13 protein-coding genes are annotated in these 12,376 nt (G+C 70.0%); 8 read left to right on the forward strand and 5 right to left on the reverse strand.

Going from position 1 to position 12,376, the window contains the following annotated elements:
- Positions 1–3 precede the first annotated feature (3 nt).
- From LOS78_RS09740 to LOS78_RS09755, 4 genes are read left to right on the forward strand one after another with little or no spacing between them, the layout of a single operon-like run.
- Positions 4–816: a CbbQ/NirQ/NorQ/GpvN family protein gene (locus LOS78_RS09740; RefSeq protein ID WP_028713152.1), complete on the forward strand. Its 813-nt coding sequence runs from the start codon at positions 4–6 to the stop codon at positions 814–816.
- A 14-nt stretch (positions 817–830) separates the two neighbouring features.
- Positions 831–2,747 (forward strand): nitric oxide reductase activation protein NorD, encoded by a 1,917-nt coding sequence (locus tag LOS78_RS09745; protein ID WP_230378095.1) that lies wholly within the window; start codon positions 831–833, stop codon positions 2,745–2,747.
- Positions 2,747–3,283 carry a cytochrome c oxidase subunit 3 gene (locus LOS78_RS09750; protein WP_028713150.1) on the forward strand — a complete coding sequence of 179 codons (537 nt, stop codon included), beginning with the start codon at positions 2,747–2,749 and terminating at the stop codon, positions 3,281–3,283. The genes LOS78_RS09745 and LOS78_RS09750 overlap by 1 nt, the downstream gene beginning before the upstream one ends.
- 3 nt (positions 3,284–3,286) lie before the next feature.
- The gene (locus tag LOS78_RS09755) at positions 3,287–3,520 is read left to right on the forward strand and encodes a cytochrome C oxidase subunit IV family protein (protein ID WP_230378096.1); all 234 of its coding nucleotides are present in this window, start codon (positions 3,287–3,289) and stop codon (positions 3,518–3,520) included.
- Between the two features lie 45 nt (positions 3,521–3,565).
- Here the strand turns inward: LOS78_RS09755 and LOS78_RS09760 are convergent, their stop codons facing one another.
- The 5 genes from LOS78_RS09760 to LOS78_RS09780 all read right to left on the reverse strand — a co-directional run bounded on the left by LOS78_RS09760 (position 3,566) and on the right by LOS78_RS09780 (position 8,083).
- The gene (locus LOS78_RS09760; RefSeq protein ID WP_028713148.1) at positions 3,566–4,240 is read right to left on the reverse strand and encodes a Crp/Fnr family transcriptional regulator; all 675 of its coding nucleotides are present in this window, start codon (positions 4,238–4,240) and stop codon (positions 3,566–3,568) included.
- A 93-nt stretch (positions 4,241–4,333) separates the two neighbouring features.
- Entirely contained in the window at positions 4,334–5,458 is a 1,125-nt protein-coding gene (gene nagA / locus LOS78_RS09765; protein ID WP_230378097.1) for an N-acetylglucosamine-6-phosphate deacetylase, read from the reverse strand.
- Positions 5,458–6,483, reverse strand: coding sequence for an SIS domain-containing protein (locus LOS78_RS09770; protein ID WP_024842996.1), 1,026 nt, complete (start codon positions 6,481–6,483; stop codon positions 5,458–5,460). The genes nagA and LOS78_RS09770 overlap by 1 nt, the downstream gene beginning before the upstream one ends.
- On the reverse strand, positions 6,483–7,250 hold the full coding sequence (locus tag LOS78_RS09775) for a GntR family transcriptional regulator (RefSeq protein ID WP_230378098.1): 768 nt from the start codon (positions 7,248–7,250) through the stop codon (positions 6,483–6,485). The genes LOS78_RS09770 and LOS78_RS09775 overlap by 1 nt, the downstream gene beginning before the upstream one ends.
- A complete protein-coding gene (locus tag LOS78_RS09780; protein WP_230378099.1) occupies positions 7,250–8,083 on the reverse strand; it encodes a BadF/BadG/BcrA/BcrD ATPase family protein in 834 nt (277 codons plus the stop codon). Before LOS78_RS09780 ends, LOS78_RS09775 begins: the two co-directional genes overlap by 1 nt.
- A 153-nt stretch (positions 8,084–8,236) precedes the next feature.
- On the opposite strand from LOS78_RS09780, the gene LOS78_RS09785 reads away from it, so the two are divergent.
- From LOS78_RS09785 to LOS78_RS09800, 4 genes are all read left to right on the forward strand, one after another.
- Positions 8,237–9,115 carry an N-acetylmuramic acid 6-phosphate etherase gene (locus LOS78_RS09785; RefSeq protein ID WP_230378100.1) on the forward strand — a complete coding sequence of 293 codons (879 nt, stop codon included), beginning with the start codon at positions 8,237–8,239 and terminating at the stop codon, positions 9,113–9,115.
- Positions 9,116–9,163: 48 nt separating this feature from the next.
- Positions 9,164–10,423, forward strand: a complete 1,260-nt coding sequence (locus LOS78_RS09790; RefSeq protein WP_230378101.1) for an ABC transporter substrate-binding protein — start codon at positions 9,164–9,166, stop codon at positions 10,421–10,423.
- Positions 10,424–10,605: 182 nt separating this feature from the next.
- Entirely contained in the window at positions 10,606–11,523 is a 918-nt protein-coding gene (locus LOS78_RS09795; RefSeq protein WP_230378102.1) for a carbohydrate ABC transporter permease, read from the forward strand.
- A gap of 10 nt (positions 11,524–11,533) precedes the next feature.
- Complete coding sequence (locus tag LOS78_RS09800) at positions 11,534–12,373, forward strand: carbohydrate ABC transporter permease (RefSeq protein ID WP_230378103.1); 840 nt, start codon at positions 11,534–11,536, stop codon at positions 12,371–12,373.
- Positions 12,374–12,376 lie beyond the last annotated feature (3 nt).

A 12,376-nucleotide genomic window follows, 5' to 3' on the forward strand; every position in this document is an offset into this window, starting at 1 on the left:
GCCATGAACGCGCATGTGAAAACCGAACGGAACGGGGCGGCCGACGCCCCCTTCTACCTGCCGCAGGGCGACGAGGTCGCGGTCTTCGAGGCCGCCGCCGCCAACGACCTGCCGGTGCTGCTGAAAGGCCCGACCGGCTGCGGCAAGACCCGCTTCGTCGCCCATATGGCGGCGCGGCTGGGCCGGCCGCTTTATACCGTGGCCTGCCATGACGACCTGTCCGCCGCCGACCTGATCGGGCGCTACCTGCTCAAGGGCGGCGAGACGGTCTGGACCGACGGCCCGCTGACCCGCGCCGTGCGCGAGGGCGCGATCTGCTATCTCGACGAGGTGGTCGAGGCGCGCAAGGACGTGACGGTGGTGCTGCACCCGCTGACCGACGACCGCCGCATCCTGCCCATCGACCGCACCGGCGAAGAGATCGAGGCGGCGCCCGGCTTCATGCTGGTCGCCTCCTACAACCCCGGCTATCAGAACATCCTGAAAACGCTGAAACCCTCGACCCGGCAGCGTTTCGTGGCCATGGAGTTCGACTTTCCCGAACCGGCGCGCGAGGCCGAGATCGTCGCTCGGGAAAGCAGGCTCGACCGCGACCGCGTGACCGGGCTGGTGCGGCTGGCGGGCAAGATCCGCGGCCTCAAGGGCCAGGACCTGGAAGAGGGCGTCTCGACCCGGCTGGTGGTCTATGCCGCCAGCCTGATCGCCGGCGGCATGCCGATCGACCGCGCCATCGAGGCGGCGATGATCGAACCCCTGACCGACGATGCCGAGGTCAAGCGCGGGTTGCGCGACCTGGTCGCGGCGATCTTCGGCTGAAAGGAGAGCGTGCCATGGGTCTGGACCTTGAACCCTGGGAGCCCGAGGAAACCGTCGGCAAGCTCTGGCATGTCTGGGCCAGCGGCTTCGGCGCGCCGCAGGAATTCGAGGATCAGGCGGTGGCGCTTTCCGAGGTCTCGGGGCGGCTCGCGGTGCTGTTCCGGGGGCTGGGCGGCGGTGCGGCGGTCGAGATCCGGCCCGCCGCCGCCCAGGCGTCGCGGCATCGCATCGGCTGGCGCCGCCGGCTGGGCACGGTGGCGGAACTGACGCCGCATGCCAGCTTCGACGGCGAGATCCTGCGCCTGCCGGAGCGGCTGTCGGCGCTGCCATCGCGCCAGGCGAACGGCGCGCTTTTCCTGTGGCTCGCGGCTTGCGCGGCGCATGGCAGCATGGTGCCCGCGCAGGGCGATCCGCTGCGCCGCGACCTGGCACGGCTGGGCGCGGCGCAGCGGGCCGTCGCCGCCACGCTGGAGGATGCGCCGGGCCTGACCGGGCTTTACGACGACCTTGCCGAACTGGTGCTGTCCTTGCGCCCCCGCGCCGCGCTGCCGCCGGCCGAGGCGGCGGTCGAGGCGCTGGCCCGGCATCTGCTGGGCGATCCGGCGCCGCTGCCGCCGCTGGCCCGCGACTGGCTGGCGGCGCTGGACGATCCGCAGGCGCAGGCGCCGCGCGGCTATCGCCCGATGCGGCCGGTGCCGCTGTGGCCCGATCTGGCCCTGCCCGAGACGGCGCTCGCCGCCGCGCCGGGCGAGGCGCCCGACGGCATCGCCGCCGATCCGGCCAGCGCGCGCATGTTTCGCGCCCGCCGCCGTCGCAGCGATCAGCCGCAGCGCCGCGACAGCCTGATCCTGCACAAGTTCGAGGCCCTGCTGAGCTGGGCCGATCTGATGAACCTCAACCGGCATGTCGACGATGACGATCAGGACGATGCGAAGAAGGCGGCCGAGGATCAGGAGGAACTGGGCCTTGGCCAGGTGTCGAAGGCCCCGGCGACGCGCCTGCGGCTGCATCTCGATCTTGCGCCCGAGGATGCGGATCTTGAGGCTGTCGCCGGCATCCACACCTATCCCGAATGGGATGCGCGGCGCGGGCGCTACCTGGCCCATCATGTGCGCGTGCTGGAAAACCGCGCGCCCGAGCATGACGAGGCGCCGGCCCCCGATCCCGGCGCGCAGGCGCGCATCCGCGCCGTGCGCCGCCAGTTCGAGGCCCTGCGCCCCGGCCGCCTGACCTCGACCGGCCATCGCGACGGCGAGGAGCTGGATGCCGAGCTGACCGTGCGCGCCGCCGCCGACCTGCGCGCGACCGGGCAGGGCAGCGACCGGATCTGGCGCCAGTCCCGGCCCTTGGCGCGCAACCTTGCGGTGTCGATCCTGCTCGATGTGTCGCGCTCGACCGAAAGCGCGGTGACGGGCCGCGCGGTGATCGAGATCGAGCGCGAGGCGCTGGCGGCGCTGGCCTGGGGGCTGGATGCCTGCGGCGACCGCTTCGCGATCAACGCCTTTTCCTCGCTGAAACGCGACCGGGTGTTCCTGAGCGCCTGCAAGGCTTTCGACGAGCCGATGGGCGCGGCGGTCGAGCGGCGCATCGCCGGGCTGCGGCCGCGCTTCTACACAAGGCTGGGGGCCGGCATCCGCCATGCCTCGGCCGGGCTTTCGGCCCAGGCCGGCAGCCGGCGGCTGCTGCTGGTCATCACCGACGGCAAGCCCAACGACCTTGACCATTACGAGGGCCGCCACGGCATCGAGGACAGCGCCCGCGCCGTGCGCGAGGCGCGCATGGCTGGCCATGCCGTGCACGGCATCACCGTGGACCGCGACGGGAAAAGCTGGTTTCCCCGCATCTTTGGCCAGGGCGGCTTTTCGCTGATCCCGCATCCCGACCGGCTGCTGGCGGCGCTGCCGGTGATCTATCGGCAACTGGTGGCGTGATGCGCGTCCAGGACCTGCCGGGCGAGCCGATCATCTGGGTGCTTATCGCATCCGAGCTGCTGGTCTTTGCCGCCGGCATCACCGCCATGGCTGCGGTCCGGCTGACCGACCCGGCCGGCTTTGCCGCGGCGCAGGCGCAGCTGCATGGCTGGATGGCGGCGCTGAACACGGCGATCCTGGTCACCTCGGGCTTCTTTGCTGCCCGGGCCGAGCGCGCCTGCCGCCTGGGCGACCGGCGCCGGGCGCGCGTCGGGCTGGCGCTGGCGGCGCTGGGCGGCGCGGGCTTTCTGGCGGTGAAGGCGGTGGAATATGCCGGCGACCTGCGCGCCGGCCTGGGCATGGAGAGCCACCCGTTCTTCACCTTCTACTACCTGCTGACCGGCTTTCACGCCGCGCATGTGCTGTTCGGCATCGGCGTGCTGGCGCTGGTGGCGATCCGGCTGCGCGCCGAGGAGGTGCAGGCCGGCGCCGCCTTCTGGCACATGGTCGATCTGGTCTGGGTGCTGCTGCTGCCGCCCGTCTATCTGCTGGGGTAGGGGATGGGACTGACGCGCATCTGGCTGATGCTGCTGGCGCTGACCGCCGCGACCACGGCGCTGGCCTTCGTGCCCGGCCCCGCCGCCGCCGCAGGGCTGCTGGCGGTGGCGCTGCTCAAGGCCCGCACCATCCTTGCCGGTTTTCTGCATCTCGACCGGGCAACGGGCTGGCGCGCCGCCTTCACCGTGCCGCTGGCGATCTGGCTGGTGCTGATCTGGGGGCTGCATCTCATCTGAGGCGCGGGGCCCCGGCGCCTTCGCAGCTTGCGGCGCCCGCGGCCGTCAATCCATGGCCATCATGCGCAATTCGGCGATATCGGCGATGATGGCCTTGTCGGCCTCGATCTCGACCCCGTGCTGGCGCAGCCGGGCGAAGGCGCGCGACAGGCTTTCCGGCTGCATGCCCAGATGGCCTGCGATCAGCCGCTTGTTATAGGGCAGCCGCACCTCGGTCGGGCCGGCCTCGGCATCGGAAAGGTCGGCCAGGAACTGCGCCACGCGCTGCACACCGGTATGGGCCTTGAGCCTTTCGATCTGGTCCACCAGCCCTTGCAAATGCACGAAGGTCGAGGCCAGCATCCTGATGGCGAATTCCTGGTTCTCCAGCAGGAACTGCCGCAGCCGGGCGCCGTCGATCTGCAGGAGCGTGCAGTCCGAGATCGCCTCGGCCGAGACCGGATAGGGTTCGCCGCGCAGCACCATCGCCTCGGCAAAGCTGCGGTTGCGGCCCAGGATCGCCACCACCGCCTCGGTTCCGTTCGGCGTCAGCCGCGACAGCTTGACGAAGCCGTTCAGGACGATGAACACCGCCCGCGCCGGATCGCCTTGCAGAAAGATGGTCTCGCCCTCGCGATAGCTGCGGCGCTGGGCGTCCTTCAGCAGCTTGTCGCGCATGTCGGGGGCCAGCCCGTTCAGCAGAACGGACTTCTTTACCGCCTCGGGCAGGGGGGCGTTCATCGGATTCCTCATCCATGGTTTCGCGCCGCCCAAGTCTGGCACGCCCGGCCGGCGAGGGAAAGACCGCGCATTCCGCTCGGCCTTTCCCGGCGTTCAAGGCGACAGCCAATGCTCGCGCAGGCCGAAATCCTCGTCCAGCAGCACCAGATCGGCCGCGCGGCCGGGGGCCAGGGCGCCGTAGCGGTCCTGCAAGCCCAGCAGCGCCGCCGGAACGGCCGAGGCCATGCGCAGCGCCCGTTCCGGCGCGATGCCGACCTGGCGGACCAGCACGGCGATGGCCTGCGGCAGCGTCAGGTCGGCCCCGGCCAGCGTGCCGTCGGCCAGGGTCAGCCGCCCGTCGCGGCGCAGCACCTTGCGGCCGCCCAGCTCCATCTCGGCCAGGTCGGTGCCGGCAAAGGCCATGCAATCGCTGACCAGGAAGATGCCCTCGGGCCGCGCCCCCAGCGCCAGCCGCATCACCGCCGGATGCACATGGATGCCGTCGGCGATCAGCCCGGCGCCGGCCTCGCCGGCCAGCACCGCGCCGGCCAGCCCCGGCGCGCGGTTGCCGATCTGGCTCATGGCGTTGAACAGATGCGTGGCGCAGCGGGCGCCGGCGGCAAAGGCGGCCTGCGCCTCGTCATGGCTGCAATCGCTGTGGCCCAGGCTGACCACCGCCCCGGCCCCGGCCAGCGCCGCGATCTGCTGCGGGCTTGCCGCCTCGGGCGCCAGCGTCACCATCAGCGCCGGCAGCCGGCGGGCGGCCTCGCAAAGCCGGGCCAGATCATCGTCGGTCATCGGCCGGATCAGCGCCGGATCATGCGCGCCCTTGCGGCGCGGGTCCAGATGCGGCCCCTCCAGATGCAGGCCCAGGAAGCCCGGCACCCCTGCCTCGGCCGCCGCGATCCCCAGCGCGATGACATGGGCGGTGGCCTCGGGCGTGTCGGTGATCAGCGTCGGCAGCACGCCGGCGGTGCCAAGCGCGCGATGTGCGGCGCAGATGCGGTGCAGCCCCCCCAGATCGGTCGTGCCGTCCAGCATCAGCCCGGCCCCGCCGTTCACCTGCAAATCCAGGAAAGCCGGGGCGAGGATGCCCGACACCGCCCGCCGCCCCTCGGCCGGCGCCTCGGCCTCGGGCAGGATGGCGGCGATCTTGCCCGCCTCGATCACCAGCGCATGGCCGTCGAGGAAACGCGCGCCGTCGAAGATCCGCGCGCCGGTCAGGACCTCGCGCGCCATCACACCGTCTCCGTCACCTTACGCAGATGCGGCGGCGTGTCGGGGTCGAAGCCGCGCCGCCGCGCCAGCCCCTCGATGAAGGCGTAGAAGCCGGCGATGGTCACCAGCGGCGCCACCAGCGGATGCAGGCCGGGGACCGATGGCAGGGTGACGGCGCCGCCGACCTCGGTGCCGGTCACGAACACATCCGCGCCCTGGGCCGCCAGCCGCTCGGCCGTGGCCTTGAGCTGGGGCAGGGCGGCATCCTCGATCCCCAGCGCCAGCACCGGGAAGCCGGCCTGCACGATGGCGGCCGGGCCGTGCAGAACCTCGGCGGCGGAATAGGCCTCGGCGTGGATGCCCGAGGTTTCCTTGAACTTCAGCGCCGATTCGCAGGCGATGGCGAAGCTGGGACCGCGGCCCAGCACGAAGGCCGAGCTGGCCCGCGCCAGCCGCGCCGACAAGGGCGACCAGTCCAGCCCCACGGCCTGCCCGAACGCTTCGGGCAGGGCGGCGACGGCATCCTGCAGGGCGTGATCCTCGCGCCATTCCGCCAAGAGCGACAGCCCGGCCAGCACCGAACAGACGAAGGTCTTGGTGGCGGCGACGCTTTTCTCCTCGCCCGCCTGCAGGGGCAGGCAATGGGCCGAGACCTGCGCCATCGGGCTGTCCTCGACATTGGTGATGGCGATGGACAGCGCCCCCCCTTGCCCCGAGGCGCGCATCATCTCGACCCCGTCCGGGCTGCGGCCGGATTGCGAGATGCCGATGCAGGCCGCCTTGCCCAGCCGCAGGGGCCGGCGATAGATCGAGGCGATGGAGGGGCCGACCGAGGCGACCGGCACCCCGGCCTCCAGCTCGATGGCGTATTTCAGATAGGTCGCGGCATGGTCCGAGGACCCCCGCGCCACCGTCACCACCAGGTCGGGGTCCTTGCGGCGCAGGGCGCTGGCCGCGTCCGCGACCGCATCGCGCGAGCGTTCCAGGAATCGGGCGGCGGCTTCGGGGATCTCGGCCACTTCGCGCGCCATATGCGTCTGGCTCATCACGGGTTCCTTTCGCCTTCCGGGGCAAGTTTCAGTTCCACGGCGAAGTCATAGGCATCGCCGCGATAGAGCGAGCGGGTGAACTCGACCACCTTGCCCGAGGGCAGGTAGGAGATGCGTTCGATGCGCAGCCCGGCCACGCCGGGGCTGACGCCCAGCAATTCCGCGTCCTTGGCGTTCAGGTTCGCGGCCGAGATGCGCTGCACCGCCCGCACCGGCCGCATGCCGCGCGCTTCCAGCACCGCGTAAAGCGAGGCATCGACGCCTTCGGGATCGGGCAGGATCGCCTTCGACAGCGAGGCGCGCTCGATGGCCAGCGGCACCCCGTCCGAGCTGCGCACCCGTTCCAGCCGCGCCACCTTCTCGCCGACGCCCAGTCCCAGCGCCATCACCTCTTCGGGCGCCGGGGCGTGCAACCCGCGGGCGATCCAGCGGCTTTCGACGCTGCGGCCGCGCCGGGCCATGTCCTCGGTGAAGGAGGTCAGCAGCGACAGCGCCTGCTCCAGCTTCTCGACTTTCGGCGCCACGAAGGTGCCCGAGCCGCGCTTCTGCACCAGCTGCCCCGAGGCGACCAGCTCTGCCACCCCCTTGCGCACGGTGACGCGCGACAGGCCGGTCATCGCCGCCAGCTCGCGCTCGGACGGCAGGCTGTCGCCGGGTTGCAGCCGCCCCGAGGCGATGGCCTCGGCGATCAGCCGGTGCAGTTGCAGGTAAAGCGGCCCGCCGCCGGTTTCCTCGAAGGCCTCGGGGGTGAACAGCTCGCCCATCACGCCTCCTGCCGGGCCAGATGCAGCGCCCCGTCGACGCCCGAGCCCCTGGGCGGCTGGATGGGCCATAGCCCCTGCAGGCGGGCGGCGTAATGCGGGCCCAGCCCGCCTAGGAACACCACCGGCAGGCCGCAGCCGGCTTGCAGCCTGTCGATCATGGTGCGGATCTCGGCCACGGCGGCGGCAAAGATGCGCTCGCCCGCCGGGTCGGTGCCGGCAATGATGCGCGGCGCGAATTGCGCGAATTCGGCCGGCCGGGCGCGGAAGCCGAAGGAGATCACCCCCTCGATCCCGCCCAGCTCGTCCAGCACCGCCTGCAGCAGCGGGGTCATCGGGGCGAAGCCGTCCTCGGCGCGCAGGGCCTCGGCCAGCAGCGCCCGGCCCAGCACCGCGCCGCTGCCCTCGTCGCCCAGGACGAAGCCGCGGCCGCCATATTGCCGCATCTCGCCGCCGATCTGCACCGCGAAGACCGAGCCGGTGCCCATGGCGGCGACGATGCCGTCCCCGCCCCCCAGCGCGCCGGTGGCGGCGGTCACCGCATCGGTGACGATGCGCGTGCGGCGAAAGGGCAGCATGGCCCGAAGGCTGCGGGCGGCGGCGGTGACATTGGCCCCGGCAAGCCCCAGCACGGCGGTCAGCTCGTCCAGATGGCCCTGCCCGGCGTCCTGAAGCGCGGCGCGGGCGGCGGCGAGGATATTGGCGCAGGCCCCCTCGGTCTCGACCGAGATATTGGCCGGCCCGGCCGCGCCCTGGCCGATGATCCGGCCCGCGCCGTCCGCGATGGCAGCGCGGCAGCCGGTCCCCCCTCCGTCTATGCCCAGGAAATATGACATGGCGACTCCCTTTGGCTGCACGATACCAAAACAATACCAAAAGGGAAGAGCTATTTTCGGAATCGCCATGAAACGCCAATTTTGGCGGATATTGAAGAAGGGCCTTTACAAGTGGTATTGTTTTGGCATTATCAACGGAACAGGGGGAATCACATGACCGCATCCGGCACCGAGGCAAGGCATCCGGCATCCGCAGGGCTTCACGCCCGCCCGGGCGGCGAGGTGCTGCGCGTCCTGCTGGACGCGCAGGTCGCGGCGCTGGGCGCGCTGCAGCCCGCGCTGCCGGCGCTGGAACGCGCGGCCGAGGCCGCAGCAGAGGCGCTGCGCCGGGGCGGCAAGCTCGGCTATGCCGGGGCCGGCTCCTCGGGGCTGATGGCGCTGGCGGATTGCCTGGAACTGGCCGGCACTTTCGGCATCGCGCCCGAGCGCACGCCGATGATGTTCGCCGGCGGGGCCGAGGCGCTTCTGCATCTGCAGGGCAGCGTCGAGGACGACCCGCAACTCGCGCTGGCCGACCTGGATCGTGCCGGGCTGGCGGCGGGGGATGTGCTTCTGTGCCTCTCGGCCTCGGGGCGGACGCCCTATGCGCTGGCGATCTGCGCGGCGGCGCAGGAACGGGGGGTGACCGTGGCCGGCCTTGCCCATGTGGCGGGCTCGGCCCTGCTGCAACGCGCCGATATCCCGGTGCTGATCGAGACGGGGGCCGAGGTGGTTTCCGGCTCGACCCGCATGGGGGCGGCCACGGCGCAGAAGGTGGCGCTGAACATGCTCTCGGTGCTGGTGGCGATCCGGCTGGGCCATGTCCATGACGGCTACATGGTCAACCTGGTGGCCGACAACATCAAGCTGGTGGACCGCGCCGCCCGCATCGTCGCCGCCGTCGCGGGGGTCGGGCGCGAGGCGGCCGAGGCGGCGCTGTCGCGCAGCGGCGGCGCGGTCAAGCCCGCCATCCTGGTCGCGCGCGGCATGGCGCCCGACATGGCCCGGGCGCGGCTGGCCGAAACCGGGGGCCTGCTGGCCCCGCTGATCTGATTGCAACCGGAGGGTCCGCGAGAGACCCGATGCCGAAGGGAGAAGACCATGACCAAGACCATCCGCCTGGCGCTGCTGGCCAGCACATTGCTGGGCAGCGCCGCCTGGGCCCAGGACGTGACGCTGACCATCGAAAGCTGGCGCAACGACGACCTCGCCATCTGGCAGGAAAAGATCATCCCGGCCTTCGAGGCGGCCAATCCCGGCATCAAGATCAATTTCGCGCCCTCGGCGCCGCCGGAATACAACGCGGTGCTGAATTCCAAGCTGGATGCGGGCTCGGCCGGCGACCTGATCACCTGCCGGCCCTTCGATGCCTCGCTGGAGCTGTTCAAGAAGGGCAAGCTGGCCGATCTGAGCGACCTGGCGGCGATGGCGAATTTCTCGGACGTGGCGAAATCGGCCTGGCAGACCGATGACGGTGCCCAGACCTTCTGCGTGCCGATGGCCTCGGTGATCCATGGCTTCATCTACAACAAGACCGCCTTCGACGAGCTGGGCCTGACCCCGCCCAAGACCGAGGCGGAGTTCTTTGCCCTGCTCGACAAGATCAAGGAAGACGGCAGCTATATCCCGATGGCCATGGGCACCGCGGACCAGTGGGAGGCCGCCACCATGGGCTACCAGAACATCGGCCCGAATTACTGGAAGGGCGAGGAAGGCCGCAAGGCGCTGATCGAGGGCACGCAAAAGCTGACCGACGAGCCTTGGGTCGCGCCCTTCCGCCAGCTGGCGAAGTGGAAGGACTATCTGGGCGACGGGTTCGAGGCCCAGACCTATCCCGACAGCCAGAACCTGTTCACCCTGGGCCGCGCCGCCATCTATCCGGCCGGGTCCTGGGAAATCGGCGTCTTCGGCCCGCAGATCGGCGGCGCCTTCGAGATGGGCGCGTTTCCGCCCCCCGTCCCGGCCGAGGGCGACACCTGCTATATCAGCGACCATACCGATATCGCGCTGGGGATGAATGCCGCGACGAAGCATCCGGAAGAGGCGCGGAAATTCCTGGAATGGGTCGGCTCGTCGGAATTCGCCGCGCTTTACGCCAATGCGCTGCCGGGCTTCTTCTCGCTGAATTCGGCCCCGGTCGAGATGGAAGACCCGCTGGCGAAGGAATTTGTCGGCTGGCGCGAAAGCTGCGAGCCGACCATCCGCTCGACCTACCAGATCCTGTCGCGCGGCACGCCGAACCTGGAAAACGAGACCTGGACCGCCTCGGCCAATGTCATCACCGGCGCCGAGACGCCCGAGGCTGCGGCCGAGCGGCTGCAGCAGGGCCTGGCCTCGTGGTACGCGCCGCAGCAGAAGTGACGGCTTGCCGGGCCTGACGGCCCGAAGTGAAATGTTGGCCGGGCCTGACGGCCCGAAGTGAAATGTTGGCCGGGCCTGACGGCCCGAAGTGAAATGTTGGCCGGGCCTGACGGCCCGGCGGCGGGGGGCTTTCCGCCCCCCGCACCCCCCGAGGGTATTTTCAAACAGAGAAGGAGGGCGTCATGGCGCAGCGGAAAGCGTTTCGCTGGCATATCGCGGTGTTTCTTGCCCCCGCGGTGCTGGTCTATACCGCCATCATGATCGTTCCGCTGTTCGGGACGCTGAACCTGTCGCTGTTCAACATCGGCGAGGGCGGGCGGGTTTTCGTGGGCCTGCGGAACTTCGCCACGCTGTTCGGCGATCCGCGCTGGTCGGCGAGCTTCTGGAACGCGCTCGGCAACAACGCCTGGTTCTTCCTGGTGCACATGCTGGTGCAGAACCCGGTCGGCGTGGCGCTGGCGGCGCTGCTGAGCTCGCCGCGGCTGCGGGGGGCGGCGTTCTATCGCACCGCGATCTTCATCCCCACCATCCTGAGCTTCGTCATCGTCGGCTTCGTCTGGAAGCTGATCCTGTCGCCGATCTGGGGCATCGCGCCGGGGATGCTGGACGCCGTCGGGCTGAAGTCGCTGTTCGCGCCCTGGCTGGGCCGCGAGGGCACGGCGCTGACCACGCTGGCGCTGATCTCGGTCTGGCAGTTCGTCGGCATCCCGATGATGCTGATCTATGCCGCGCTGCTGTCGATCCCCGGCGAGGTGATCGAGGCGGCCGAGATCGACGGCGTCACCGGCTGGTCGCAGTTCTGGAAGATCAAGCTGCCGCTGATCCTGCCCTCGATCGGCATCATCTCGATCCTGACCTTCGTCGGCAATTTCAACGCCTTCGACCTGATCTATGTGACGCAAGGCGCGCTGGCGGGGCCGAATTTCTCGACCGACATCCTGGGGACGTTCCTTTACCGGACCTTCTTCGGCTTCCAGCTGCAGATCGGCGATCCGCATATGGGCGCGACCATCGCCACCGCCATGTTCGGCATCATCCTGCTGGGCGTCGGCTTCTACCTGTTCGCCATCCAGCGCCGGCTGCGCCGCTATCAGTTCTGAGGGGAGAGCCATGAGCCAAGCCCGCCATTCCACCGCCCGCAGCCTGGCCGCCCATGCCGTGCTGATCCTTTACACGGTGATCGCGCTGTTCCCGGTCTTTGTCGTGGTCATCAACAGCTTCAAGAACCGCCGGGCGATCTTCGCCGATCCGCTGGCCGTGCCGACGACGGAAAGCTTCGACCTGATCGGCTATCGCACGGTGCTGGCGCAGGGGGATTTCGTCCTTTATTTCCAGAACTCGCTGATCGTCACCGTGGCCAGCTTGTTCTTCGTGCTGCTGTTCGGCGCCATGGCGGCCTTCGCCCTGTCGGAATACCGCTTTCGCGGCAATATGCTGATGGGGTTGTACCTCGCGCTGGGGATCATGATCCCGATCCGGCTGGGCACCGTCGCCATATTGCAGATGATGGTGGCCTCCGGGCTGGTCAACACGCTGACGGCGCTGGTGCTGGTCTATACCGCGCAGGGGCTGCCGCTGGCGGTGTTCATCCTGTCCGAGTTCATGCGCGGCGTCTCGGACGATCTGAAGAATGCCGGGCGCATCGACGGGCTGTCGGAATACACCATCTTCTTCCGGCTGGTGCTGCCGCTGGTGCGGCCGGCCATGGCCACCGTCGCCGTCTTCACCATGATCCCGATCTGGAACGACCTGTGGTTCCCGCTGATCCTGGCGCCCAGCGAGGCGACCAAGACCGTCACCCTGGGCAGCCAGGTCTTCATCGGCCAGTTCGTCACCAACTGGAACGCCGTGCTGGCGGCGCTGAGCCTCGCCATCCTGCCGGTGCTGGTGCTTTACCTGATCTTCTCGCGCCAGCTGATCCGCGGCATCACCGCCGGCGCCGTCAAATGATCC

This window comes from Paracoccus sp. MA (assembly GCF_020990385.1).
Taxonomy (GTDB): domain Bacteria; phylum Pseudomonadota; class Alphaproteobacteria; order Rhodobacterales; family Rhodobacteraceae; genus Paracoccus.